This is a genomic window from Stieleria tagensis (genome assembly GCF_024129865.1).
GTDB lineage: Bacteria > Planctomycetota > Planctomycetia > Pirellulales > Pirellulaceae > Stieleria > Stieleria tagensis.
This window is the reverse complement of the sequence record NZ_JAMYFE010000062.1, coordinates 1-26,673: the sequence shown is the minus strand read 5'-3', so window position 1 is coordinate 26,673 and position 26,673 is coordinate 1. Positions and strand designations below refer to the sequence as shown.

Below are 26,673 nucleotides of genomic sequence, written 5' to 3'. Positions count from 1 at the left end.
CGACGCCATCATCAAAGTGACCTGACGAATCGAACGGACTCCGCTGATCCGTTGCCCCATCGGTTCGCTGATTTCGTGCTTCGACCACGTTGGCAAGCATCACAGCGGAAACTCTTCGGAGACTCCAACGATCTCCACGTCTTCATCTGCTTCGAAAATAGCGAACAAGTCCTCACGCAGTTTCTCGACCCAAAGCGATGTCTCCACAAATCGGAATTTCTTCCAACTCCATTTCCGAGGTCCGGTTGCTCCATCCGTGACAACAAAGTCGACAGGGGCATCTGCTTCCATGCCGCAGTAAATGCACACACCAAATGCGAACGGAGCGTCCCGTAGTTCTACCCACCAGCCCCAGTCTTCACAGCAAACGAACGGCGCATCGTAGTTCCGATCGGTCAATTCTACCTGTAAATACTCCGCCAGAGATTTGCCATACATCCGCTCATTCACCAAATCCTCTTCCTCGCCAGGAAGGATCGGAAACTTGGCCGACTGGATGTGGATGAACTTGCCCATTAGCGTTGGTCTATACCCGTTGGATCGCCCGCTAGTTGCACCATTGCCCTTCGAATGAAGTCGTTGACATCCGATGGATGTGTAAGCGAGATCACGTGGCCACCACCAGCGACAACAGTGCCAGGTGAAGTGTGACGCATCGGTAAGACGAAATCACGATCACCGTGGATGTGAAAGACTGGGCAGTCGAAAGTGGGCGTGGATGTCCAGTCGAGTATCCGTGCAAGCGACCATTTAAATAGGGTCGGATCAGAACCACGGAATTGCCTCGCAAGGCCGCACAAATGTGGAACAAAGCGCCCAGCGAATCCTGATGCAATCGGAACGCAACCTAGCTGCAACAGCCGAACGGGAATCAATCCAGTGAGCGGTCCAAGCGGCCGACAAAAACGTGCAACACGGGATAGTTCAGCAGGTGATCGGACACTGCCGATCAGCAGTACAGCCAATGGGTTAAGACGTTGAGCGACATGAAGTGCGACGATTCCACCAAATGATGCGCCACCGATGATTGCTTGGCCATACGGTCGCAAATCGTCAGCGAGTCGGTCGCAGTAAGAGTCGAGAGTGTCGTCCGGTTTTGGAATCGGCCATTTCGGGACGACAAGTTGAGGGAACGCAATCTTCTGCGGGACAAAGATGTTCGCGTCAGCGGCGAGCCCAGAGAAAAGGATCAGCGGTGTTGATTCTATTGCGACCATCGATGCCTGTTCGTGGGCGACTGCGTCGCGTCGGGGCGTTCGCCACGGTTACCCGTTGCGATCGGGTGCTGGCGGTGCGGGCCGCCTAAACGTGAGGGCAAAGTATAGCCAAGCTACCGGACAAGTGATCCACCCCAGCACAGGGTTTGGGTTTTCACGAATCCACGTCCAGGAAACGATTGGGTGATTGCAATCGAAAGCAATGTGATTGCAAGTGCCAGACGAAGAAACACAACCGTCTTGCGCGACGACTCCGGGACGGGTTTAGCGGATGCGTAGGGGTTCATGTGGCGCAATACGTTGGTTTGGATCGTGAAATAATTAACGAGTCGGTGGAAAACAACTTAGCGATGTTGGTCGAAGCAAGACGATTGCAGACGTACCCTGGTTTCGGTTTTTTATGGTGGGAAGGTGGCAGTCCAACACCCGCCATCCTTTCGCGTGATGTCAAATTGGTATTCCTTTAGCCGCCGATCGTAGTCATGAAAGGAAACGTCAGGACAACGCAACCATCTTGAGTGACGATCCAATAGGAGCCACCTCGAAATGGAACGGCTTCCAAAGACACATCAAAAACAATGATCTCGCAGTCGTCGTAACTTTGGGAAGCGTCGGGAAAATGTTCCGCAAGAAATGCACAGCAGTAGCGAAAACCTGCATGGCCGGGCCGAATGAGATCGTCAGCGAGTGCGTGAATGAGAGGAGTTGCGTCAACCGACTGGCCGACTGTCAATTCGTTGAACAGCTTCAATTCTACGGCGTCTTGCCGTAGCTCTTGCTGAGTGAAATTACTTTTGAGGCCTGCAATTTCGCTAACCAGATGCGATCGGTCGACGATCCAAAAAACGGCTACGAGCAGAAATGCAACCGCAACCAGCGCGTATCGGTATTTCATCATGTGGCAGATGGGGTGCGAATGCCGTCATCGTAGTCGTAAAGCAAGGTTCGTCGTTCCAACGGATGAGAGATCCTCAGTCGGCAAACGTCTGCCGTCACCGACGGCCGCGCGAGCGACTCAGGCGAAACCCGATTGAACGGACTGAGGATGCCGCAGTTTTGGCTCGTCTTGATCGTACTCAGCATCGCGGTACTCGTACTCGACTTCCGCAAATGATCGCCGCTCAACTCTCTGGCGAGCTCAAATAATGACGCAATGTAGTCAACCGAGACGCGTTAGACGCCAAGGCGATCGAGTGCCGAAGATTGGCTCGGTCATTGGCATCCGACTTCGAGTAGGAGTACGAGTACCGGGCTGCGCCCTAAGTACGAGTACTATTTTTCAATGCCAGAACTTGTTTATCGGCGGTCCGTCCGGTCAGCATTGGGTGCGGTGGTGGGGCTCACTGACAGCACCTTCGGTTGCCCGGGTGGTTGCCCGGGTGGTTGCCCGGTTGCGGTGACCTGTTCTCACCGATCGGTGAGAATGTAGCGCCCCCCTATTCTCACCGGCTGGGCTTGGCAAAGCAAGTTCTGCCAGAGTGAGAGACACGGAAGCAATTTCAATGAATACTTGCTAGCGAGAAAGACGGTCTTCGAATTCCAATTTCGAGGATGAATGAAGCAACGCGTATTCGAATTTCTTGACGGCTTCGAATTTGGAGAGTCGCAAGTAGTCGGCATAGACTTCGAAATCTCCGCAGGTTGCCAAATAGTCCAGGTCGATCGGTTTGCCTTTGTCGTATCGATCGACGCACTCCTTCATCACAGCCGGGTCGAGCGACTGCACGAATTGGTCGAGTCGTGTTTTGTCTCGCGAGGCAACGACGTCGGTGAAGTAGGTTTTGTCGTTGTTGTTCGAGTCAGATTTGGTCGGTGGTGATACAAACATTGCGACCGCAAGCAAGGATGTGACAATCATCGTCACAATTAGATTGACTGTTCTCATGGTGGCTCCCCGTTGAATGGACTGAACGCTAGGTCGCCCAAACGCTCTGTCAACGCCGACCGGGGCGATCGCGGACCACCAGACGGATGAACACCTCCCTGGCCAAGCGCAGAATCCGCATATTAGTCACTGCTGGAACCGCGCCGGTCAGCAAAGAAAGTCGCTGGGTCAAATGCCGTCGTAGCTGATCATCCGCGACTGGTTGCTGTAGATCCCGTTGGCGATCAAGGCCTCGCGGAGTTTTGTTTGCGCCGACTGGCTGACTCGTTTGTTGGCGATCACTTCTCCCGCGGCTTCGAAGGCCGCAATTGCGACCGGGATCTGTTTGACTTTGTCGACGGTCAATTTGGGGCGGGCGACCCTGAAAAAGATGAACTGGACGATATAGCCGACCGACTCGGTCACCGTTCGCTTGAGTGGTTTTCCGGCATAGTGTTGGTCCATCAGTGCATGCGACAGCTCGTGACAGGCATTCGCTTTTTGCTCATCCGTCGAGATACTTTGGTAGGGCAACTGCAATTCATCTTGCCCTCTCAGGTAAGCCCCTAGCGGCAGCGAGGGTGAATAGCGGACGAAAACCTCGCCCGATTGCAACAGCGATGAAACCCCACGCATCCTTGCCGGAGTGACCTGCAGCGGTCCAATTTGAAACTGCATTTTGGCGACCGATTTGTGCTTGAGCAGCTTGATGGCTTGGCTGCACAACAGCTTGTCGGTCTGCGAGGCGACGTTGACGGTCAACGTGTCCCAGACAGAACCGTTGGAATGCCGAGCCTGCAATTCCAGGGTGCCGTAGGAATTGGCGGTGATCGTGAACAGACGTCTGTCCTTACCCGGCGACTTACCTTCGGTAAACGTCAGTAAACCGCCGGGTGATTCGACCGTCAAACTGTCTCCGCCCCATAGCACGACGTCAAATTTTGTCCCATGAGACACCGTCGCTCGCCAGATCTGTTTGCGGTCCGAGGGATGCGTCGCAAACTGAACCGACGAGTTTTTTCCCGATCCAGCTTTTTCGAAATGTGCCATCGTTCAACTCCACGGTGAGAGAAAGAACCCGATGACTATGGTCGTAGCATCAACGAGAAGGTTGCGTAAAAATCTGAATGTTGTTCGATTTTTACTCAGCATTCTCGTACCCATCCGATCGCCCGCCTGGAGCATCGTGCGGAGTGAAGGGAGACCGAACGTCAAGCATTTGGCAGCGGGAACAGAGGACGTATTTCCACGGTGCCCTTCTTGGCCGGCGGCAATCGCTCGGCGATTGCGATGGCTTCATCCAAATGGTCGACGTCGATGATGTAGTAGCCGCCCAACTGTTCGGTCGTTTCGGCAAACGGTCCATCGGTGATTTGGCGTTTGCCATCGCGCACTCGCAGGCTGGTGGCCGTGGAGACCGAATGGAGAGGCGACGAACTGACAAATTTGCCTTGCGCGGCCAATTCCTCCGCGATTCCCATCGATTCCAACATGCACTCCTGGCGTTCTTGTTGCGTCCAGTCCTGTTCAACACCATAAATCAACAGCATGTATTTCATCGATCGTTTACCTCAGCTTGAAAGGCCTTGTCACGTGCTTGCACCAGTTCGTTGATAGTTTGATCGGCAGGCCGGATTTCAAACGGCCCAAATTCGACGCCAGGATGCTTAGACATCAATTCAACGGCATGTTGCATGTCATCGGCTTCCAAGATCAGGATGCCGCCGAGTTGTTCTTTAGTCTCGGCGAACGGCCCGTCGGTGGTTTGAACTTGGGCATCACGCATCCGCAAGGTGACCGCGTCCGAAGCGGACTGCAACGCCTCGCCGCCGACAAAATGGCCGCCGGCACGCAGTACATCGTCATAGTCAAAGCAGCGCTGCATGGCTTGGCACATCTGTTCTTCCGACATCGCTTCGAATTGGGATTGGTCGGCATAACCCAAGCAGATGAATTTCATGTGGTTCTCGTGTGGAAAGGAGTGAATCCGGCCGCGATAGCGGGTGAAGTTACTTGGTAGTCGAATCAAGCCCGGAGAGATCGACAACCAATCGCAATAATTTCTCTGACTCCATTTTCGATTCAGCCGGCACGCGCTAGCGTCCGGTTCCCCGGACCTTTCAATTTTGACGAACCATCAACCGTGCGCGATCGCTCCAGGGCTGATGGATAAACCGTGTCTAGACGCCAAGCGGTTCGCCCAGACCGCCTCGCGGATGACTCATGTCCCTTCTAGGTCCCGCAGTTTCTGATCGAGGAACCGCTGGGACGCTGGCTGCGAGGTCAATTCTCTGGCACGTCGAAACGCGGTTCTTGCGGGATCGATTTTCCCCGATCGCCGCAGCAGTTCGCCACGTGCGGAGTGGGCCAGCGCGTAGCCGACCAGTTCGCCACGATCGAGAATCGCATCGATGATTTCAAGACCTGATTGCGGGCCGTCACGCATCGCGATCGCCACCGCACGATTGAGTTCGATGACGGGTGTCGGTTCGGCTCGCAGCAAGATGTCGTACAAAGCAACAATTTGCCCCCAATCGGTTTCGCGAGCCGTCTTGGCTTCGGTGTGCACCGCCGAGATAGCTGCTTGCAAACAATAAACACCGATTCGGCGTTCGGGCAATTCGGTTCCGGCCAGTGAACTTTCTGCCAATGCGGTTTCGACCAGTCGTCGGCCTTCGGCGATCATTTCAGCATCCCAGCGCGTGCGATCCTGGTCTTCCAGCAGCACGATCTCACCATCGGCTGTAGTCCGGGATTCGCGACGTGATTCATGCAACAGCATCAGCGCGAGCAACCCCATCACCTCGACATCGTAATGCAGTTCCAGCAGTAACCGGCACAGCCGAATTGCTTCGCCCGACAGATCGGCGCGCGTCAACGACTCTCCCTGTGACGTCGAATAGCCTTCGTTGAAGATCAAGTAAATGACCGAGAGCACGGCATCCAATCGCGCCGGCAATTCGCTTAATTCCGGAACCACAATTGGAATTTTGGCATCACGGATTTTGGCTTTGCCGCGCACGATTCGCTGCGCCATCGTCGGCGTCGACGTCAGGAAGGCACTCGCGATTTCTTCGGTTGCCAGTCCGCAAACTTCTCGCAGTGTCAGCGGAATCTGTACCGCGGGGTCGATCGCCGGATGACAGCAGGTAAAAATCAGGCGCAAGCGATCGTCTTCGATAGCACTGTAGGCCTTGTTCTGATTGACCTGTTCGACTGTGGCCAAGCGCTCCGCGACTTCGCCAGCGATCTGATTCAGTTTGGCGCGGCGACGAATCAAATCGATGGCTTTGAACCGCCCGGTTGAAATCAACCACGCAATCGGATTCTCCGGCTCGCCTTCGCTGGGCCAGCGATTGACGGCCGCGGCAAAGGCTTCCTGCAACGCTTCTTCGGCCAAATCAAAGTCACCGACGAGTCGCACCAGCGAGGCATAGATGCGTCGCGAGTGCTGTTGAAACAGGTCCGAGATCGTTTCGTCAATGGTTGACATTGCTGCAGTTTAATTCGCCGTTGGTAAGACGTCTGTTGGTCGCCCGGAGTAATGCACGCGTAAAAATGACTGCAGAAATCGGGTCGCGATGGCATCACGAAATGAGCGCTACCATCCAAACCGCTGCCATTGCAACGCATCTTGGTCCAGATCGATCACCTTGGCAATGTGCTGGCAAATGCACCGCCATTTGACACCCCACGAACGGTGATTGTGACTGAAACACAATTGTTTTAGCTTAACGGCGACGATTCAAAGCATGGACCGAAAATGAGGAATGAAAGCGTGATCACTCGACACCTGTTACTGCTAATCGCATTGGTCTTGGGCGGATTTCCATCGGCTGTTGCCCAAGAGACCAACGAAGCGGACGCCAACCCCCCAGAATACACCGCTTATACCACGATCCATCCAGAGATCCCGCTGGATCAATTGAAGATCATGGTCAAACCGTTGACCAAAGCCGAGTTGCAGGTCGAATCCGACGCCTGGTTCAAATTGTTACGCGGCAAGGCACGCGAGATTGCCGCCGTCCGCATGGGTGTGAAAAAAGCAAACGAAGCGTTATCGGCTGATGACGAAGAAGCAGCCAAAAACTCGCTGGAGGTCGCTGAATCGATCACCAAGGCCGTCAGCGACAGTACCAAAGCGGACGAAGAGGAAGTCACCGGCGCAGCCCAACAAAAACTGGGTGTGGATGCCGACGCAGTAGAGAATCAACCGGAGGAGGACACGGAAGTCAAGGCGGACGGTGAACCAGCAGCGGCGAGCGATTCGGATGACCCTACCACCGCGGCCGAATCCGCGACCGAAATGAAAGATGAAATGCTGTCCAGCGTCACCGAGCTGCAAGATGCACGGACCGCGCTCAGCGACCGCCTAAACATTGTGCTCAATTCGCTGGAGGCAAAAGGGGGCGACGTTGAAGAATACCGAACCTATTCCACCGAAGTCTCTGGAATTGAACTCGACACATCCGACGCGGCAGCGGCTTGGTCTGGCATTGTCGGCTGGGTCAATTCCAAAGAGGGCGGCCGACGGATGGCGTGGAATCTTGGGAAATTCTTTTTAATCTTGTTGATCACCTACTTCATTGCTCGATTAGTCGCCAGGATCGTCAACTGGTTGCTCGAACGCAAACTGAAACTCAGCCAGCTTGCCGAGCGTTTGATCGCCAGCACGATCACCAATGTGGTGATGTTGATCGGATTTGCAATTGCACTGACGGCGCTGGAAGTCGATATCACGCCGGTATTGGCCGCCATCGGTGCCACCGGGTTGGTCGTCGGTTTGGCGCTTCAGGGAACGCTCAGCAACTTTGCCAGCGGATTGATGATCCTGATCAATCGTCCCTTTGACGTTGGCAATGTGGTCAATGCCGGTGGCGTGACGGGAACGATCGACCAGATGAATCTGGTTTCGACAACGTTTCGCACTTTTGACAATCAAACCATTCACGTGCCCAACAATGAAATCTGGAACAACGTGATCACCAATATCACCGCCAATCCGACCCGCCGCGTGGACATGGAATTTGGGATCGGCTACGACGATGATTTTGAACAAGCCGAAAAAGTGATCCAAGAGGTTTTGGCTGCCAACGAATTGGTGCTTCGCGATCCTGAACCGGTCGTGGTCACCCACGCACTGGCCGATTCGTCGGTCAACATCGTTTGTCGTCCTTGGGCAAAGACGTCGGATTGGTGGCAGGTGAAAACGGAAGTGACCCGCGAGGTCAAACGACGGTTCGACCAAGCCGGGATTTCATTTCCATATCCGCAGCAAGACGTTCATGTTCATAACTCGAACGCTAGTGCCAACGGTAGCGTCTAGTTATTTTTCGATGGTCAACTTGCGACGATAGATTGTGGTGCCATTGGTCACATACAAATAGTCTCCGTCGACACCGGCCAACGTGCAACTTGTCAGTGGCTGGTCAGCATCGGGTTTTGGTAGCACACCACAAAGCCTGCCGGTGGGGTCAAAAATCTGGACTCCAACGGCGCTGGTGACGTAGTAGCGGCCGGCTTTGTCGACCGCCATCCCGTCGCCACGCGAGGCAGCAACGTAAGGAGGTGGCTGGTTGAATTGAAACTCACCGTTGGGATCGATCGGCAATCGCATGGTCATGGTCGGCATCTTTCCGTCCAAACTGCCATCGGCACGAACCCGAAAGGTCCATGTGTGCTGGCCACCGGAATCCGAAACCGCGAGGGTGCCACCGTCGCGTGACAGTGCGATCCCGTTGGGGCGAGTGATCCCTGTGTCGACGTGCTCATGTTCACCGGATTCTGAATTGATCCGAGTGATTTGGTGATCCCGCGTTTCGGTGATGTAGATTGTTCCATCAGCAGAGATCGCCATATCGTTTGGTTTGACACCGGTGGCGATCACATCGACCGCGCCGGACGTCACGTCGATCGCGATCACTCGGTTCTGGGCTCCCTGGCATCCATACAAGCGGCCATCGTTGCCAAACTCCATTCCGCTGATGGATTCCTCCGCGATCACCTGGCGGGAACCATCCGCCGCGCTGATACGGTAGACCGCCGGCGCTTTCATATCTGAAAAATAGAAATTGCCTTCCGCATCGGCACAGGGTGCATCGGCAAACCCCAGTTCTGTGGCGACTGTTTCCCACTGTTCGCCGGGAATCAACAGGTTCAGCAACGTCAAATCACCACGCAGGTCTCCGCTGGTGTCGATGTTTGGTTGATGCACTTCAGTCCGCCACAACCATTTCATCGCTTCGGGGAATCTTGATCCGCCATAGTCGGCGTTGTGCCCATAGCCCTCCGCCCAATCAAACCGAATGTCGTATCCCATGTAGTCCAATGCGGATGCCATTCGCTGGTTCGCCCAGGGCCAACTTCCAAACTGATTGTCGACATCGCCACTCGTGTCGGCCATGTAGACTCGGATTGGTTTGGGTTCGGTTTTCCGCACCAACGCCGGGTACACATTGCCACCTCGCAGATTGGTGAAGCTACCAACGCTGGAGTAAACTTTGCCGAAACGGTCGGGCCGCTGCCAAGCCACGGTGAAGGCACAGATCGCTCCAGAACTTGAGCCGCCGATGGCGCGCAACTGGGGATCTTGTGAAATGTTGAAATCGGATTCGACCTTGGCAAGGATCTCGTCGGTCAAGAATTGGGCGTAGCGGTCACCCAAACTGTCGTATTCGAAACCGCGGTTGGAGGACTTGTTTCGCTGACGCGGTTTGGTTTTGTCATGTCCCGGATTAAGAAAGACGGCGATCGTGGGTGGCATGTCACCACGTGCAATCAGGTTGTCGAACACGATGGGGACACGCCAACGCCCGTTGACATCGCTCATCCGCTGGCCGTCCCGAAACACCATGAGCGCCGCTGGTTGATCGGACTTGTACTGCGCCGGCACGTAAACCCACCAGTCGCGAACCATTCCTGGAAACACCGTGGACTCCCACTGGGGCATTGCGCGAAGCGTGCCTTTGGGGACCGAATCATTTGCAACCGCATCGGGGTGCGGTTGCCACTGCGGTTTGGTCCCGGGATCTGGGATCACCGTTGACTCGGCATCTTCTGACCACAACCAGCGAATTGCATCGGGCAGTTCCTGGCCGCCGAACTTGCCGCTGTGTCCGCCTTCGGTCATCACAAGTTTGTAGGGATAGCCGGCAAATTGAAGCGATGCGGCCAGATCTCGATTGGCCAACGGCCAGTTGCCGAACAGGTTGTTCAAGTCGTCTTTGCCCTCTTGCAAATAGACTTTGATCGATTTCGGGTTGCCCTTGGTTTTTCGCACCAGGCCGGGATAGGCCCAGCCGCCACGAATGTTGGTGAAGCTGCCGATGTGGCTGATCACCTTGCCGAACTGATCCGGTTTTTCCCAGGCGGCGGTGAAGGCACAGATTCCGCCGGATGAAATGCCACAGACGGCACGACGACTCGGATCGTTGGAAACATTCAATCCTTGCAGCGCAACCGGCAGAAACTCGTCGACCAAAAAGCGGGCATAGCGATCCCCCATCGAATCATATTCAAACGATCGGTTGCTGCGATCTTTTGCACCGGGCTTTTCCGCCGGCACGGTACCCGGATTCACAAACACCGCCACTGTCACCGGGATGGCTTGCTCGGCGATTAAATTGTCCAGCACGATGGGAACTCGAAACGCGCCACGCGGGTTCGCGTAATTCTTGCCGTCCATGAAAACCATTAGGTTCGCCGGTTGGTCATCGCGGTACTGAGCGGGGACATAAACGGTGTAATCGCGTCGCGTCGCGGGAAAGAGTTTGCTGTCGGCAAACACCCCGTTGGTCAATTTGCCCTGCGGCACATTGGATTGAACCTGGCGATCCGGATGTTCGGCCGTAACAGTCTTTGGCCGGGCTGCTTCTGACTGGGCTAATACCGGAATATCGGAACCGATCGAATGGATGGCTAATGCCATCGTGACCATGAAACAGGTGCGGGGTTTCATACGAAGCCTGTTGAACAGCAGGAATGGTGGGGAATTGTGGGCCCACATCATCATTCGTTTGCTGTCGTCAAACAAGTGCCAGCGTGATCATCGTCGCACCGGTTATAAATTCCCCAAAATTGCGACGGATTCCTGAACTTGCTCACCGGAGTCCTGATCGTTGGGCTGGTCGTCGCCGGATTCGTTTGTCGGTGATTCATGAGGCACATCGGCGCCGAGGATCATGCCAATCGGTTTCAAATTGTCGTATTCATCACACGCCATTCGAAATGCGATCAAGATTGGAACAGACAAAAAAACTCCCATAATTCCCCACATCCATCCCCAGATCACAATCGACAGAAAAACGATCACAGGGCTGATGCTCATCGTCCGTCCCAAGATCGCCGGCGTGATGAATTGGCCTTCGAGTGAGGTCAATGTCAAAAAAGTGCCGGTCACTAGGAACGCGTAATAGGTGGGTTCAAAATGGACCAATGCGACTAAAAAGATGATGCACCCACCCGCGATCGCACCCAGGATTGGCACGAAATTAAACGTAAACGCCATCGCGCCCCACATCACTGGAGACGGCATTCCCAGAATCCACATCGCAATGCCCACCGACAGGCCCAGGCAAAGATTGATTACGGAAACCTGTGCGAGGTAGCTGCCCAAACCTTCCTGTACGTGCTGAAGCAGTTCTAACAGGCGGCGGCGGGCGGTGAAGTTGGGCAGTGCTCGCATCACACTGCGCAATAAATCATCTCCCGAAGCTAATAAGAAGTACAGTAGAGCGATGCAAACCGTAACAAAGGAAATGACATTTCCGGTTCCACTCAGATAGGCCACATTACTGGTCCATTCCGGCTGCTTGATCTCAACCGGGACAGGTTTTTCCTTGATCTCTTGCGGCGACTCGGTCGCTTCGGTTGTCTCCGACAGATCCTCTTTGGCTCGATCCATCGCTTTCAATCGCTCCGTCAAAAACGACAGCTTTTCCTTGACGGTAGCAACGTGACTGGGCGCCGCTGAAATCATTTTTTTGGCAGGGTCGAACACCAAATAGGTTGCAAAGCTCAGCATGATCAAGAACCCGGCAATGACCGCAATCGAGCCGATCGGCGGAGGAACACCCCACCGGCGCGCATGGCGGACAATCGGGCGCAAGACCATGTACAGCACTGCGGCGGTCACGATCGGGACGACCAGGTTGCGCGCATAGTAGAGCGCGTACAGCACCAGCATCAATGCGCAGACACGGATCGAGAACAGCCCCGCGGGGTGCCGAGCTTCCTCATGATCGTCTGGTTCGGAACCACCGCCTAGATCCGTCGTGTCATCGCTCATTCATCGACCTGAACTTTTACGCCACCGTCACCCACATTGACATCAACACCATCAACCGCATCACGAATGTTTTCACGACGCTCCTGGCGTCGCTCGACACGCTGTTCAGCGGGAGTCTCACCGCTGTCAGTCACAACGGTGTCCATCTCGGCGGGAACTGTCTGGGCGGGAACCGGATCCGGCGACGCATTGTGCTGTACATCGACATCACATCCGACGGCGACGAACAGTCCGCTAGCCAGCATCGCGGAAAAAATAAAACGTGTTTTCATTTTAGATTGCTCAGATTTGCTGAAACGCAGGGAAGGAAAGCTGAATTCTTGAGGGATCATTCATCCACATCCACGCTAACTTCCCCGGTGTTTCTATCCTGTTCCACCTGCACGCCTCCGCTGGGTGTTTCAACATCCAACAATGTTTCTTTCGAATCACAGCCGGCCACCATCCAACCCATCGCGACAGCGGAGCTCAGGAACAGACCACGCAGTGTATTTTGAACAATGTTCATACTAAACCTTCAATCGATGCAGAAGTGGAGTTCAAACGGCTGCTTCGGGACGCTTTCACAAAAAATGTGTCCTCGTCACGCGCCGTTTTAAAGTGAACGTGTTGCGACGTTCGAGATTGCTTCGACCGATCAGAGCAAGACCTGTGCCAAAGGGCTTGGGTGGCCCAATTGCCAGGCCATTTGGTCGTCGAACGCTCATCCTGGCCGTTCGCAGTGCAGTCTCCAAGCGTGGCTGTACGGATAACGCAGTCTAGCGCCACGCGACTCGCGATTTCTGAAGTTGCGTTTTGATCGCAACCCCAACCTCCGTCTCACTATCTGATGCGAACGGGCACGCCGATTGCTTGCAGGGGCTGGCTAGCGTTTACACCTAACCCGCTTGCTCTCAACCGAAGACGACTCGATGAAGAATCAATCACTGAAACCTCTGCCAGCGTTTGCGATGTCAATTGCCTTTTTGGCGGCAACTGCCTTGGTGCCCGTCGCCGCGACGGCAGCCGACGACCAGTCAAAGGAAACAATCACCCAGAAATTGCAAGGACGCTGGGAGATCATTTCTGGTGTCAATCAAGGCCGCGAATTGACGGAGGCCGAGGTGAAGGGCACCTATGTCACGATCACCAACAACGCGATCGCAACATTTGATCGCGACGAACGTCAGAAATTCCGCGCTGTGTTCAGCCTGGACGAGGAAAAAAAACCGATCCAGATCACGATGCGCTCTGCTCCTACCGAGCCGACCACAGATCAAGATTCCCAGGTGGATGACCAAGTTGCCAACGCAACGGCACTGGGGATCGTCAAGTTGAAAGGCGACCAATGGGTGCTTTGCTATGCGCTCGACCAAGCGAAGCGGCCGACGGAATTCAAGTCGACCAAACAAGGCAAAACGATGTTATTCACGCTGGAAAAAAAGAAGGGTGACCCGGTGCCAGACGTCAAAGCCGAATGAGCTGTACGTTTTCGGAATGCGATTTGCAAACTCACCCCCCAATTCTAAGCGGCTGCTGACAACAGCTTGCTTCACTACTTTTCGAGGAGACCTACGATGACCGTTAAACCCCTTCCGCCGAAAATTGGTGATATGTATCGCTGCCAAAAATGTGCACTCGAGATTCATGTCACCAACGGCTGCGGATGCAAGGACTGTACGACTCAGTTCAAATGCTGTGGCCAACCGCTGGAGAAAGTCACCGAGCCACCGGTGCAAAATAAATGACTCGCTGTGAAATTCACCGCCCAGACAGCGGTGAACCGCTGTGCCGGCTGAGCGACGGCGTTGATCGTAAGTGATACTGTTGCATCCCTAGACCAGTGTCCTTGGGGCAAGTCTGAGCCTAGCGAAAGAGACGCCGGAGCGCTGGCTTGGGGGCGCTATATGAGACGATGGCAACGTCTAAACCGGAATCACAATGGTGCCCGATCGCGCGGTCAATCGCATCGATGATCCAGCGATCTTCGTTCCCAAACACTCCACCACCCAGCAATGTCAAAAACAACTTGCCCGATCCGGTCGCTTGCGCATTGACCTTCGCAGCACAGAAGGTGGCTTCATAGGCCGCTTCCAGCACCAACGTCGCAAATTCGCGCCACTGCGCTGTGGGCTGGCGTCCATAGGCTATCGGCAGTGCCGAGCAATAGGCCTGGGATACTTTGTGACTCGCTTCGGCCAGCGTGACATCGGCATTCCATTGCAATCCGATTCGCAAACTGGCCCGATACCTGTCACGCTGCGTTTCGTCTGCTCTGTCAAGAGTCAATGAAATTTCGTGCAAGCCTTGATCGCTTGGGAACAAGTAGCCGTTTTGCATCTGCCAGTGCTTGCCATCATCATTCCCGAGCAATCGGCCTAAATCAGACGCACAATTGATCTGGTGGCTAGCGGATTGGCCGATCCTGTCGCCGACATTGGCAAAGTAGTTGCGGTAGATCGTGCCACCGCCACACGCGATTGCACAGGCTGGGCCCTGAGTCCGGTCGCCTTCATAGATCCCGACGCCACGCTCGGGTGTGACCGACGGGCTTGCCATTTCCAACAAATTGAACTGCGAGGCAACCTGAAACAGTGCACCGGCGTTGGCTGGATCCATGTGCAAGTGCTGGACGTCAGCGATCACTCCGCGAACCGTAGTGGTCCCGTTAACTTGATTGGTTTTTGCCGCCGCCTGACGCAGTTCTGCGAGAGTCGGAGTTTGCAGTCGGCCGAAACCGATTCGCCGTCCATTTGCACCAATGAAACAGTCCCCGTCGACAGTCAGCTGATCGCGTACCTGCTGAGGCGAGTGTTCATCAAAGCCGACTAAATTTTCAAACCATGTCATTCGAAGAATCCCTGGTGATCAACGATCTCTCTCTCGACGAGTCAACTGGACCGCTTCGATCCTGAGGTTGTCGTTTGGTGGACCGCGATTGTTGCGTAGCACCACGCCCCTGTCCAGATTTGCCGCAGCGTCTATCGACTGACTTGGTCATCCAGGGATTGACGACACTGCTGCATCGCTTGAACCCAACGCCCCGCTTTGGCATCGGCAATTGTCGCAGCAATCAATTGATACGACGCTTGATCGGCCTGTGACAGTGGATCGAGTTCGGCAAACTGTCGCTCCAGTTGCTTCAGGCCCGGTTCACTTTTCTGATTGCAGATTCGGTATAGCGCGATCGTCATCTGATAGCTGTTATCGTCCAGCACGACGGGTGAGCGTGGCCACCACCACAGAACACCGCCGGCCAGAACCGCCAGCAGAATTCCTGTCATACAAACAAAAGTGAAATTGAAGGGCTTCTGCGCTTTGCTCGAACGCATCGTCATCAGAGTTTCTCCCAGTCGATGACTTCGTGTTCATCCATACTGGACATCTCGGCCCACAGGAACAGGTCAACAAAATTGCTGACAAAGTTCACCGAGCCGTCGCCCATGCAAACGTAGCCGCCGCCGGGATGTTGCGAGAACATTTGTCCCACGTGATAGGTCGGAAAATTGACGGGATGGATAATTGGATGCCCGGTGATGTCCAATTCGCCGCCCGACGGACCCGCATGAACCAACGTCAATGTCGCTGCCGCATCGGGCCCGTTTTCCGGCGATCGAAAACCTGGGTGGGTGTAGGCACCGGGAACCACTCCGACCCATGTTTTCTCGCTGAGCGCGGAACTGTGTTCGCCAAAAAAGATCGTGTTGGTGGTGCCGTCCAAGATATCTCGAAACCGTGTCTTCGAATTACGAAAGAACGGACCGTCTGCGACCCGTCCGGCATCACCGTCAATGGCTACGATCCTGGTGGTAGCGGTGTAAATGTTGGTAAACACCTCGCCGGTTGCAGCCGAACCACATTCGCCCCAACAACTCTCTTGTCCGTGACTGGCGACATAGTGGCTACGTCCCAACCTGATCTCACGCCCTGCGATGCGCAGGGCTGCGCCGGATTGATCCTGCACCGTAAATGGTTCGTCACCACCGGTGGCGCTGGGGCACAAGAACAGCGGGACAGTCGTCGCGATCGCCGAAGCATTGGCCGGCGACCAAATCGGTTGGTCGCTGCGCAATTCGGAGACCACCGAATTGCCTTCGGCAAATGCCATCAGCGCGGCGCCCCATCCCCATCCCGGTCCGGCATCCCAGGTGAGCGGATCCATTTGCACCGCGGCCGGCGCCGAACCGTCGCTTGTCGCATGTGAAACATAGCCCGCCGGGAACTGTTTGTACGCGGCGTGATAGTTCTGTGTCGCCAGTCCAATTTGGCGTAGACGATTGCTGCATGACATCCGCCGCGCCGCTTCTCGCGCCGCTTGCACCGCCGGCAACAGCAGGCCTACCAAGATGCCAATGATCGCAATCACCACAACCAGCTCGATCAAGGTGAACGCAGGGCGACGACGGCCGGCAAAAGCGGGAGTTTCAGTCTTTTGAATCATGATCGGTCAATGGTCCCAGTCGTAAAGAATCCAAGTGGTGCAGCGTCACGTGAACGGTGTCGTTGTTTCACGCCAATAGTTAGCCTGGGCTAAGTTGCGGGGTAAAATTTTTGAGTGATAGCTCCTGTTTCAGACAATCCAAACCTGAGCGGTGTTTTTTGAAGCTTCGCTTTTCATCACAACCCGACGCGTGAGCGAGGGATTTTGGGTGTTAACGGGATCCCTCGCTGACGCGTCGGGTTACCAAAAACCAATGCCCTACGCAAAATCGCAACTGCTTCACTCGCCTTCGGTTCGTCCATACGGCGACGACAGTGACTCAAGCCGCCAATAGTTAGCCCGGGCTAAGTTTCTGGAGTATTGGTGAAAGCTGACTGGTCCGCAAGTGGGGCAGCGCAAAAAAAGTTTGGATGCTACAATTGAGCGATTCCAACCCGTTGCCGTCCTGCCAGCCGACGAGGCCGCATCGTTTTGCCGCCGAAAACCCACCAACGCACCCGTTCTGATCACGCCAGCGAAGTTGCTGAGGATTATGTCGAAGCCATCGCTGATGCGATTGCCCAGCGTGGAGTTTGCCGCGCGGTGGACTTGGTTTCGCATTTCGCCGTGACTCACGCCACAGTCAACAACACCGTCGCCAGACTGCAGCGAGATGGATTGGTGACCACGCTGCCCTATCAACCGATCGAGTTGACCGCTACTGGAAAACGACTGGCAGCTCAATCACGCAAACGTCACGCGATCGTGCAATCGTTTTTGGAGCGGCTGGGCGTCAGTGCCCAGACGGCCGCGATTGACAGCGAAGGCATGGAGCATCATGTCAGCAAAGAAACGCTCAATGCGATGAAGCGGGTTTTGGAACAAGGCTGGCCTAGCGACGGAGAATCAACGTGAATGCAACAGCGCTAACCGCCACCGAGTCCGAACTGGTCCGCCAGACCGGTCTGGAAGTGCGGCGTCGGATGGCCGGACAGCAAGCCGGGCATGGTCTTGATCATGTCGAGCGAGTATTGCACTCGGCACGACTAATCCAAGCCGAGGTCGGCGGCGATCGCTGCGTGGTCGAACTCGCAGCATTATTACACGACGTCGGCGATGCCAAATTTCATGACGGCGTCGAACGCAGCGCCGAATTTGCACGTGAGATTCTAGGGCAACTCGGTGCCAACGACGAACTGATCGAACATGTGGCAAAGATTGTCGACAACATTTCCTTTCGCAAAGGTGTCGCTTCCGACACGCTGTCGCTCGAAGGCAAGATCGTCCAGGATGCTGACCGATTGGATGCGCTCGGTGCGATCGGGATTGTGCGCACAATCGAATACGGTGCCGTGATGGGGCAGCCATTCTTTATGCCGGGTGATGAATCGCAAAAAACAGGCGTCGGCCATTTCCATGAAAAATTATTCAAGTTAAAGGCACTGCTGAACACCGAACCCGCGCGTCGGTTGGCCGGCCAGCGGGAGCAGTTTATGAGAACTTTTTTAGACCAGTTTCTCAGGGAATCGCAAATCACGGCATGAGAGATGCTCTGACGTTCGGTTCTGCTACAGTGAACTCAAACGGGGTTCTGTAACAGTTCCATCCTTTTCAATAGGAAGATGCGAAAATGCGAGCCATTATCGTGATTGCGGTCATCGTGTTGGTGCTAGGCCTGGTCGGTTGGTTGCGATTCAGTTCGCCCGATGGAGATCCAACCATTCGGATCGACACAGACAAAGTCAACGATGACACGACGGCGATCGTCGAAAGATCGAAGGAAGCCGTGGAGAGCATCGGTGCAAAAGTCGAAGAAAGCATCGATCACAAACCCGCTGAAACGGAATAGGCACTCCCGCAATCTACGCCGCGAGCAATCGCGCCCTTTCGAGAACGTACCAGCATGAAACGCTGGTCGACGTCGTCTAGCAGTTCAATCACAGTTTGGGAGTGCCGTTGCCATGAGCAACTATCAATTTGATCTGATTGTGATTGGCACGGGGCCGGCGGCTTCGACGGTTGCCAAAAAGTGTGCCGACGATGGAAAACGAGTCGCGATCATCGAGTCGCGGGAGTTCGGCGGTACCTGTGCCCTGCGCGGTTGCAATCCAAAAAAGGTTTACTCCAACGCGGGCGACCTGATCGATCGGGTTCGAGGTGCCAACGGAAAACTGATCGAATCCGCGGACGCGCACCTCAATTGGCAAGCGTTGAGTGACTTTAAGAATCAGTTTACGAAGTCCGTTCCCGAGATAGCTGAGAAGTCGTTCAAGAAGCGTGGCATCGAGACGTTTCATGGCGCCGGGGTCTTCACGGGTCCAAACACGGTTCGCGTCGGCGAACAGGAATTGACCGGGGAACGAATTTTCATCGGTGTAGGCGCTCGCCCCAGACCACTGGAAATTCCCGGAGCTGAAAATGCCATTCTTAGCGATCAGTTCCTCGAACTCTCTGAGATCCCTAAGCAAATTGTGTTTATCGGCGGCGGCTACATTTCGATGGAGTTTGCGTGTGTCGCCGCTCGGTACGGTTCCAACGTGACCGTGTTGCAGCGTGGTGATTCCGTGCTAAAGCAATTTGATCGAGATTTGGTCGCTCAATTGACCGAGTATTCAGCGAACCATGGATTGATCATTCACACTGAATCAGATGTCAAAGCAATCGAGATGTCCGATGACCTGTCGATGGTCGTGCGCTATCAGACATCAGGCAATCCGGCTTCTTTGGAAGCGCGGCTTGTCGTTCATGGTGCTGGCCGCGTTCCAAACTTGCATGGCATGAATCTGGAGGCTGGCGAAGTCACCTACGGGAAGAAAGGCATCGAAGTCGACGCGTTCATGCGGAGCGTCAGCAATGCGAATGTGTTTGCTGGCGGCGACTGTGCAAACTCAGGCAAGCCTGCACTGACTCCCACCGCAAATGAAGAGGCGCGGATCGTGGTCAAGAATCTGTTTGCTGAGAAACCAGAACACAAACCTGATTACGGCATCATCCCCCAAGTCGCATTCACAGTTCCCGTGATTGCTTCGATTGGAATGTCCCAAGTAGAAGCAGAGCAATCACACGACGTGGACGTTCGCTACAAAGACACTTCGTCCTGGAATTCGGTTCGCAAATCAGGTCAGAGGTGCGCGGGATACAAGGTCCTGATTGACAAGAATACAGACCAGATACTCGGCGCGCACCTGTTGGGTCCGGCTGCCGAAGAGACGATCAATCTGTTCGCGCTGGCGATGAAGCATGGCTTGACCGCAACGGACATGAAATCGACCTTATTTGCGTATCCGACTTTCGGGGCTGACGTCCGTCTGATGATTTGAGAAACGTCCATCCCCCACTCCGGGTGAATCGCAAGCTGGAAGCTTACGCCACGAATTGTCGACCCAAAATTCAAATCTGGACGCACCGCGGGTGTGGCGACGGTTGATCCGTTTTTTTTGGTCAGCGCAAAGAAAAAGCCCGCGTTTGAGCGGGCTTTTTCGAGAGCGGAGGACACGGGACTCGAACCCGCAACCGCTTGCGCGGCAACTGATTTCGAATCAGTCTGCTAGCCAATTCGCATATCCTCCATGCGACCCCTGCAGCGGTTTGCGTTTCCACTGCGGGGTGCGAAGTTTAAATCATGGATCGGGTAGCCGGCAATGGGCGTTCGAAAGATTCAGTGGGTGTGATAGACCTTGAACCCGTACTCTTTGAACCATTTTTCCCACTTCACCGCTTCTTCGTGGGTTTTGACCGGCAATTGCTTCTCTTTTTCGCAGCGGTATTTGACGTCCATGTGCCCGTTGTGTTCGTCTTGCTTGACTTCACAACCCAGCTTTTTCAGCGTGGCAGCGATCGTTTCTGCTTTTTTTGCGTCATGAATGTGTTTGGCTTTCCACTCTTTGCATTGAAAATGCACGACTTCGGCAGCGGTGGCCGCAGGTGCGGCGGCGAGCACCACTGCGGTGACGAGAAATGCCAGTAGCAAGACGGTGAATCGAGTCATGGGTACTTTTTCGGAGGGCGAGTTGGGAAGGTGGAACTGTGGAAAGCTGTCTGATACCGCAAGCGGCGGATCGAGGTCAAGATTCGTGTGATCCGCTCGGCTTGCCAAAAAGCTGTTCTGGTTCGACAATTCGCCACCAAACGAAGCGCCAATCACGGGCATCGCGGGAAAGTTGACGGACCAGTCCGCATCAATCTCCCTCGCCAGATCCCCGAATCCCCCCCAATTTACGATCACGATGAACCGAAATCCTGATGCCGGAAGCAGCGGAGACCAAACTCTCGACGACGCCACGGACCCGCGAGTCGCACGGCGCGAAAAAATGCGTCAAATCGAGGCGATGGGAATCGATCCGTTTGGTTCGCGTTTCGACGATCGCAAACTGGTCGGTGACTGCCGAGAATTAATCAGCGAGATCAAGTTTCGTACGGCCGACGGCGATTTGTTGGAGCTGCCCGATGTGCAGTCCCACGACGTCGATTATCGCCAGTGGAAATCTGACAATGGTCCGGGCGAAGAAATCGGGCCGACGGTCCGAGTGGCCGGTCGAATCATGCTGTCGCGACCGACCGGAAAGCTGATTTTTTTGAACATCAAAGATTGGACGGGATCCGTGCAAATCTTTGTCGGCAAAAAACAGGTCGGCGAAGAAAACTTTGACTTGGCCAAGCTATTCGACTTGGGGGATTTGATTGGGGTCGAAGGCCGTTTGGGACGAACCAACACGGGCGAACTGACGGTGTTCGCGGAGAAGTTGTTCTTTCTGACCAAGATGCTTGAGCCGCCACCGGAAAAGCATGCCGGATTGACCAACGTCGATCTGAAGCAGCGGATGCGCTACGCTGACTTGGCGTTCAACGAAGGCACGATGGAAACGTTCCTGAACCGCACCAAGATCGTCAAATCGATTCGCAGCACGCTCGACAGCGATGGATTTTGTGAAGTCGAAGGACCGACGTTGCACACGATCCCCGGCGGTGCAGCTGCCCGCCCGTTTGAAACGCATCACAACGCGCTGGACATGCAATTAACGATGCGAATTGCATTGGAATTGCATCTCAAACGGTTGATGGTTGGCGGGATGGAACGTGTTTATGAAATGGGACGTGTCTATCGCAACGAGGGGCTGAGCACGCGGCACAATCCCGAATTCACGATGCTGGAGGTCTACCAGGCCTATGGTGATTACCAGTCCATGATGGATCTGACCGAACGCGTCATCTGTGATGCGATCGAATCCATTGGCGGCGGCTACCAACGTGAATTTGCCGGCAAGACCATCGACTTCACTCCGCCGTTCAAGCGCGCCACCTATGCCGAGTTGTTCCAGCAAGCCACCGGCGTCGACCCGGCTGACGATGCAGCGGTCGACCAATACGCGAAAAAGATCGGCCTCGATACTGACAAGAAACACCCCGATGTGATTCGCAATGAAATCTTCGAAGCAAAAGTCGAAGACACATTAGAGGGGCCAATTTTTGTGATCGACTATCCGGCGAGTATTTGCCCACTGACCAAACGCAAGCGAGACAATCCTGAGATCGCCGAGCGATTCGAGTTGTTCATTTGTGGAATGGAACTGGCCAACGCCTACACCGAATTAAACGATCCGGACCTGCAACAAAAGCTGTTCGAAACTCAGCTAGAAGGTTTGGACGATGAAGAATCGATGGCCAAGATGGATCACGATTTTATCCGTGCGCTGCGTCACGGCATGCCACCGGCAGGCGGATTGGGCATCGGGATCGATCGGTTGGTGATGATTCTGACCGGTCAAAAATCAATTCGCGATGTGATCTTGTTCCCCGTCCTGCGTCCCTCGGATCACTGAGAACATTTTTGCGGCCCGCTTTCTGGTTCAGATCGACCGGGAAGTTGCCGCTTCGCTGAAAGAGTCAAACGCAAACGCGACGCGCGAGCGAGGGATTTAGGCTGTTGACGGGATCCCTCGCTCACGCGTCGGGTTACCAAAAACCAATGCCCCCCGCGAAAACGCAATAGTGCAAGCGATTCACTCGCCTGCGTTTTCGGCTGATTGGGCGTAGAGTTCTGCTAACTGCAGAAGCAGCGGGAGGGCTTGCTGGCGAAGTTGGGTGCGGTCGTCGCTGTCCCAATTCGATTGCAACTCTCTGAGTTGCTGTTCCAACTGGTTGCGTTTTGCGAGTTGGTCATCGTTCAATCGCGGCGCATCACGACCGATCGGCAGGGCAATTCGACCGGCGAATTCGCCGTCGATCTGCGCCTTTCCTTTGGCCTTCTTTTTGCCCCGCACCATGTCAAATGACGATCCCATTTGATCGCCGTTGTCATCTAGTAACGAGTGCTCCGTGGCCAGTCTTCCTTGTTCGTCGTAGAAACGAGCGGTGTCCGCGGTGGCTTTTAGAAAGGCTTCGCGGACACTGACTGAATCGTCGTGGTCCAAATCAGCTTCCAGTGATCCGAATGCATCCGAAAAGTACTTTCCGAATCGAGCATAGTTTTGTTCGGAACCACTTTTTGTTGCGGTCACCACGACACGGTTTGGACCTGATAGACGGTCGATGTACGGACCACTGGATGAACTGCAATTGACCAAGACGACTGGCCGCAAGATCGAAGCGATCCAACCGGACAATGTTTTTGCATCCAGATCGGGACCAACCAAATTGAAATTGGCAACATTGCCGTCCCATGTCCCGTGACCGATCAGCACGATCCACAACGGGCGCTGGCTGGCCACCCCGGCGACGGAGGCCAACATTTTTTCAATCGACTGGCGGTTGGTCATCTCGTCCGATGCATCATCGCCGGAGATGACGGTCAGTTCCAATCCTGCCGTTTGGCAATTCGATTCCCATTGTTTCTGCCACTGTTGGAATTCCTGGCCATATTCGCTGGTGCCCGGGGCACCGACGATCAGCAACACGTCGGCAGCGTTGGTGGCAGTCGCCAACCACAGCAAAATTACCAATGTCCAGCCATAGCTGCGTGCATCGTTCATGCTAAACCTCTCCAACGTCGAATCCCCCATTCACCACACAAGCAAGCCAGTGCCAAGCCGATCACCCAACCCCGGTGCCACAATGGGAACACCCAAGTTTCCATCACCGGCACCTTTGCCGATTCCAACTGTCGTGAAAATGTTTCAAGCTCGTCTTCGCGAACCAAGCGACCGCCGCTGGCCGTCGCAATCGCTTGCAACTGTTCACGATTGACCCCCAACTGGTCAAATTCTCGACCCGCAATTTGCTGCGTCCAACCCGTGCTGGGTGTGCCGATCAATTCCCCATCTTCCGAGCGGACTTCGGCCGTCGCGACGTAGGCGCCGCTCTGGTCACCAAAGTATGAAACGGTAAACGCCCCGGGGACTTCACCGATCGGTTTGGGATCCAGTGTGATTGCAGTTCCATCCGGCTGAACCACGCGGACGGTGGTGGTCGGGTTGTCCGAGGGCAGGAATGATTCGTCGTACACGTCGACGCGCAATTCAATCGAGTCGTCCTGAGAATCAGAAAGCTTGGAAGACAATTCTGCGCGACGGGGCACATCGCCGACCAACCAACGCGTGAATTGCCGCCAGTTTTGCGCCGCATCGTCGGGATGATTGGGATCGGGATTCATGAACCATCGCCACAGATCCGCGATCGCCACCGCCCCCACCTTGCCTTTGCCGAACCGTTGCACCGCCACCGCGGGTTGCGGTTTCCCGCTGGCCCCGGTGACCGTCGCCAATTGATAGGCCCCCGGTTTTAGGCTACCGATTGCGTTGACGGACGTAAAATCCGTCATCGTGCGAAGGCGTTTGGCTTCCAAATCAGCGGTTTCACGCAGTCGCATCCAGGGCTGTAACATTCCTTCGCGGGTCAACTGAACCGCATAGCGATCCGCCTCGGCAGGTGAACTGCGACTGACGTAAACCGGCGACAGGTCGCCGAGCACCGAGTCGGCGAAAACGCGACCTTGGAACATCTCTTGACCGCCCAGTAGCATCAACCCGCCGCCACGCGACGAAACGAAGCGGCGCACCATCGCAAGTTGATCCTGGGAAAAAAATTCCGGTTCGATGTCATCGATGATCAGCCCATCAAAGGCAAACAATTCTTCCTCGGTCTTGGGAAACCCACCGGCAAGTTCATCCGACTCTTTGACGCCGATGCGAACCATCACCGGTTCGTCGTATTGTTCAGCCGTTTCCTCGGCATCATTGCCCAGACCTTGAAACAAGGGGTTGGTGGACGAAACATCACGGTCACGAAAGCTGAACTTGGGTTCTTTGTTTGCGATCCGAAACAAGCCCGTCAATTCGACTTCGGCGTCTTCTGAAACGGCACGTCGCAGAAACTTGAACTCCCAATTCGGACGACCCGCAACGTACAAAATTCGATAGGGACCGCCGCGCCGATCCACTGCGATCAATCGTGTGTTGTTGACCAGTGTGGTTTCGGACGAAGTGGTATCGACCAAATCAGCGCCACTCGAGATCGCTTTGCGGTCGACTTCGCGAAACAAGTCGACTCGATAGAACTGCAGCCCCACATCGTTTGGACGGAATTGAAACGAAACATTCTGAAACGGTTCGCCCGTTTGCAATTGCACTTTCTTTTCGGCAACCATTGAACCGTCAGCGACGTCGGTCAATCGCGCAATCGCTTCGCCGACAAGATTGCCAGTCACCGCGAATTGGACGGACACTGTGACGGGGGAGATTTCAAAATTGGTCTGTCGGACGGTGGTTGAAGTGATCCACATGTCGTTTAACCCCGTCACTTGCGCGGGGATCACCGGATAAACCGGAAAATCGAACTTCGGCAAATCGTCAGGATTGTTGGTCCCGCCGGGAACATTGCCATCGGACATCAACAGGGCGCCGGCGACAGGACGTCCGCGCAAACGCTGTGTCAATTCCGATAAATTCTCCAGCAATCGACTGCCGGTGCCGTGACGGCGCAGATCGCCAACTTCACCGACACTGGCAAGGCGTTTGTCGAATCCATAAATCCGTGTTTCAAACGACTGGGACATCGATGAAAAGGCAGCGGAATCGGTTGCCAAGTCGGCGTCGATGCGATCTCGCCACGAATCTTCGGATCGACCAACGGTCAAATCCATACTGCCACTGGTGTCGACCAGAATCGGCAATAAATTCGCGCGTGGCCGGGGCCGTTGGGCGCGCCGCATCGGTTGCAGCAGACAGACCGCCAGCAACGCGATGGCGGCCAATTTCAGGATCAATCCAAGCCATGCGGTCGGTATTCGCGCCGCATCGGATCGCGAGTAATTCCACAGCACCAGGAATGTCAGTGCGGTGCCGATCACCAATGTCGGAACGATCCATTGCGGCGATCCGATCACCAGCTCGGCTAAAATCGGAGCACTCAAATCACAGGTCACGCTCACTGCGGGGGCTCCTGAGATAGAGGCTGTAATTCAGCGCTGCCAAGATTTTCATAGTATCGTCGTACCGCATCGCTGAACTCTGCCGGAACGGGGTCGCGATCGATAGGGACCAGTTGGTTTTTGGTCGCAGTTCGACGCAACAGTTCCGCACGAACCTCTTTGGCCAGTTCTCGCAGTGGCCCCGCAACCATCTCGTCGACCAAGTCCCATTGCGGCGGTTCGCCATGACGTTTCATGTCGGATCGCATTTGTCGCACTCGGTCGCGAATCGTGCTGGCACGCACACGCAATTCAGAATCGCCCACCATTTCCTCCACGTCCCGCATTTGGTCGGACCAAGATCGAAAGTCACCGGTGATCGGACCGATCGCTCCGCCACCGCCCGACGGCGATTCGGCAGCCTGCCGGTTCGGTTGCGAAGATTGTTGCTCGGCAGCTTGATCGCCGGGACCACTCCGTAGCCCAGGCTGAGTCCGCGGCGAATCGCCACCCTGTCCCGGTTGTTGTCCCGGTTGTTGTCCCGGTTGTTGTCCTGGCTGTTGT

26 protein-coding genes, 1 tRNA gene and 1 pseudogene are annotated in these 26,673 nt (G+C 55.0%); 8 read left to right on the top strand and 20 right to left on the bottom strand.

All coding sequences use genetic code 11. The features are described 5' to 3' along the window. Positions 1–99: 99 nt before the first annotated feature. From NHH03_RS15780 to NHH03_RS15745, 8 genes are all read right to left on the bottom strand, one after another. Positions 100–516: a hypothetical protein gene (locus tag NHH03_RS15780; protein WP_253157836.1), complete on the bottom strand. Its 417-nt coding sequence runs from the start codon at positions 514–516 to the stop codon at positions 100–102. Then, positions 516–1,217, bottom strand: a complete 702-nt coding sequence (locus NHH03_RS28390) for an alpha/beta fold hydrolase (RefSeq protein ID WP_253157834.1) — start codon at positions 1,215–1,217, stop codon at positions 516–518. Before NHH03_RS28390 ends, NHH03_RS15780 begins: the two co-directional genes overlap by 1 nt. A 463-nt stretch (positions 1,218–1,680) precedes the next feature. Beyond that, positions 1,681–2,115, bottom strand: a complete 435-nt coding sequence (locus NHH03_RS15770) for a hypothetical protein (protein ID WP_253157832.1) — start codon at positions 2,113–2,115, stop codon at positions 1,681–1,683. Between the two features lie 615 nt (positions 2,116–2,730). Then, a complete protein-coding gene (locus NHH03_RS15765; RefSeq protein ID WP_253157830.1) occupies positions 2,731–3,075 on the bottom strand; it encodes a hypothetical protein in 345 nt (114 codons plus the stop codon). A 195-nt stretch (positions 3,076–3,270) separates the two neighbouring features. Next, positions 3,271–4,131 (bottom strand): hypothetical protein, encoded by an 861-nt coding sequence (locus tag NHH03_RS15760; RefSeq protein ID WP_253157828.1) that lies wholly within the window; start codon positions 4,129–4,131, stop codon positions 3,271–3,273. Positions 4,132–4,292: 161 nt separating this feature from the next. Further along, positions 4,293–4,631 (bottom strand): YciI family protein, encoded by a 339-nt coding sequence (locus tag NHH03_RS15755; RefSeq protein WP_253157827.1) that lies wholly within the window; start codon positions 4,629–4,631, stop codon positions 4,293–4,295. 5 nt (positions 4,632–4,636) lie between these two features. After that, entirely contained in the window at positions 4,637–5,041 is a 405-nt protein-coding gene (locus tag NHH03_RS15750; RefSeq protein WP_253157818.1) for a YciI family protein, read from the bottom strand. A 261-nt stretch (positions 5,042–5,302) separates the two neighbouring features. Beyond that, positions 5,303–6,574, bottom strand: coding sequence for an RNA polymerase sigma factor (locus NHH03_RS15745; RefSeq protein WP_253157816.1), 1,272 nt, complete (start codon positions 6,572–6,574; stop codon positions 5,303–5,305). 285 nt (positions 6,575–6,859) lie between these two features. On the opposite strand from NHH03_RS15745, the gene NHH03_RS15740 reads away from it, so the two are divergent. Beyond that, on the top strand, positions 6,860–8,407 hold the full coding sequence (locus NHH03_RS15740) for a mechanosensitive ion channel domain-containing protein (protein ID WP_253157815.1): 1,548 nt from the start codon (positions 6,860–6,862) through the stop codon (positions 8,405–8,407). On the opposite strand, the gene NHH03_RS15735 is transcribed toward NHH03_RS15740, so the two are convergent. The 4 genes from NHH03_RS15735 to NHH03_RS15720 all read right to left on the bottom strand — a co-directional run bounded on the left by NHH03_RS15735 (position 8,408) and on the right by NHH03_RS15720 (position 12,875). Then, the gene (locus tag NHH03_RS15735) at positions 8,408–11,008 is read right to left on the bottom strand and encodes an alpha/beta hydrolase-fold protein (RefSeq protein ID WP_253157813.1); all 2,601 of its coding nucleotides are present in this window, start codon (positions 11,006–11,008) and stop codon (positions 8,408–8,410) included. It lies immediately after the preceding gene. 132 nt (positions 11,009–11,140) lie between these two features. After that, on the bottom strand, positions 11,141–12,367 hold the full coding sequence (locus tag NHH03_RS15730) for an AI-2E family transporter (protein WP_253157811.1): 1,227 nt from the start codon (positions 12,365–12,367) through the stop codon (positions 11,141–11,143). Beyond that, complete coding sequence (locus NHH03_RS15725) at positions 12,364–12,639, bottom strand: hypothetical protein (RefSeq protein ID WP_253157809.1); 276 nt, start codon at positions 12,637–12,639, stop codon at positions 12,364–12,366. Before NHH03_RS15725 ends, NHH03_RS15730 begins: the two co-directional genes overlap by 4 nt. Positions 12,640–12,695: 56 nt before the next feature. Then, on the bottom strand, positions 12,696–12,875 hold the full coding sequence (locus tag NHH03_RS15720) for a hypothetical protein (RefSeq protein WP_253157807.1): 180 nt from the start codon (positions 12,873–12,875) through the stop codon (positions 12,696–12,698). Positions 12,876–13,278: 403 nt separating this feature from the next. Here NHH03_RS15720 and NHH03_RS15715 point away from each other — a divergent pair, with 403 nt between their 5' ends. Beyond that, positions 13,279–13,827 (top strand): TIGR03067 domain-containing protein, encoded by a 549-nt coding sequence (locus NHH03_RS15715; RefSeq protein WP_253157805.1) that lies wholly within the window; start codon positions 13,279–13,281, stop codon positions 13,825–13,827. 96 nt (positions 13,828–13,923) lie between these two features. After that, positions 13,924–14,094 (top strand): hypothetical protein, encoded by a 171-nt coding sequence (locus tag NHH03_RS15710; protein WP_253157802.1) that lies wholly within the window; start codon positions 13,924–13,926, stop codon positions 14,092–14,094. Between the two features lie 118 nt (positions 14,095–14,212). Here the strand turns inward: NHH03_RS15710 and NHH03_RS15705 are convergent, their stop codons facing one another. The 3 genes from NHH03_RS15705 to NHH03_RS15695 form a co-directional block, all read right to left on the bottom strand. After that, a complete protein-coding gene (locus NHH03_RS15705; protein ID WP_253157799.1) occupies positions 14,213–15,196 on the bottom strand; it encodes a hypothetical protein in 984 nt (327 codons plus the stop codon). A 131-nt stretch (positions 15,197–15,327) separates the two neighbouring features. Beyond that, positions 15,328–15,630, bottom strand: a complete 303-nt coding sequence (locus NHH03_RS15700) for a hypothetical protein (protein ID WP_253157796.1) — start codon at positions 15,628–15,630, stop codon at positions 15,328–15,330. Positions 15,631–15,683: 53 nt separating this feature from the next. After that, positions 15,684–16,787: a DUF1559 domain-containing protein gene (locus NHH03_RS15695; RefSeq protein ID WP_253157794.1), complete on the bottom strand. Its 1,104-nt coding sequence runs from the start codon at positions 16,785–16,787 to the stop codon at positions 15,684–15,686. Positions 16,788–17,258: 471 nt separating this feature from the next. Between NHH03_RS15695 and mntR the strand changes: the two genes are divergently transcribed. From mntR to NHH03_RS15675, 4 genes are all read left to right on the top strand, one after another. After that, positions 17,259–17,681: a manganese-binding transcriptional regulator MntR gene (gene mntR / locus NHH03_RS15690; RefSeq protein ID WP_253157791.1), complete on the top strand. Its 423-nt coding sequence runs from the start codon at positions 17,259–17,261 to the stop codon at positions 17,679–17,681. 68 nt (positions 17,682–17,749) lie between these two features. Next, positions 17,750–18,310, top strand: coding sequence for an HD domain-containing protein (locus NHH03_RS15685; protein WP_253157868.1), 561 nt, complete (start codon positions 17,750–17,752; stop codon positions 18,308–18,310). 86 nt (positions 18,311–18,396) lie between these two features. Continuing rightward, the gene (locus tag NHH03_RS15680; protein ID WP_253157788.1) at positions 18,397–18,615 is read left to right on the top strand and encodes a hypothetical protein; all 219 of its coding nucleotides are present in this window, start codon (positions 18,397–18,399) and stop codon (positions 18,613–18,615) included. A gap of 112 nt (positions 18,616–18,727) precedes the next feature. Then, positions 18,728–20,086, top strand: coding sequence for a dihydrolipoyl dehydrogenase family protein (locus NHH03_RS15675; protein WP_253157786.1), 1,359 nt, complete (start codon positions 18,728–18,730; stop codon positions 20,084–20,086). 166 nt (positions 20,087–20,252) lie between these two features. Here NHH03_RS15675 and NHH03_RS15670 read toward each other — a convergent pair. Both NHH03_RS15670 and NHH03_RS15665 read right to left on the bottom strand, forming a co-directional pair. Then, positions 20,253–20,335: transfer RNA gene (locus tag NHH03_RS15670), tRNA-Ser, on the bottom strand. 89 nt (positions 20,336–20,424) lie between these two features. Continuing rightward, entirely contained in the window at positions 20,425–20,754 is a 330-nt protein-coding gene (locus NHH03_RS15665; protein ID WP_253157785.1) for a hypothetical protein, read from the bottom strand. 238 nt (positions 20,755–20,992) lie between these two features. On the opposite strand from NHH03_RS15665, the gene lysS reads away from it, so the two are divergent. Next, complete coding sequence (gene lysS / locus NHH03_RS15660; protein WP_253157784.1) at positions 20,993–22,585, top strand: lysine--tRNA ligase; 1,593 nt, start codon at positions 20,993–20,995, stop codon at positions 22,583–22,585. A 180-nt stretch (positions 22,586–22,765) separates the two neighbouring features. On the opposite strand, the gene NHH03_RS15655 is transcribed toward lysS, so the two are convergent. The 3 genes and pseudogenes from NHH03_RS15655 to NHH03_RS15645 form a co-directional block, all read right to left on the bottom strand. After that, positions 22,766–23,734, bottom strand: coding sequence for a hypothetical protein (locus NHH03_RS15655; RefSeq protein WP_253157782.1), 969 nt, complete (start codon positions 23,732–23,734; stop codon positions 22,766–22,768). Then, complete coding sequence (locus tag NHH03_RS15650; RefSeq protein ID WP_253157780.1) at positions 23,731–26,130, bottom strand: hypothetical protein; 2,400 nt, start codon at positions 26,128–26,130, stop codon at positions 23,731–23,733. The genes NHH03_RS15655 and NHH03_RS15650 overlap by 4 nt, the downstream gene beginning before the upstream one ends. Further along, positions 26,127–26,673 (bottom strand): annotated as a pseudogene (locus tag NHH03_RS15645) (hypothetical protein); the annotation flags it as partial. The gene NHH03_RS15650 and the pseudogene NHH03_RS15645, both read right to left, overlap by 4 nt.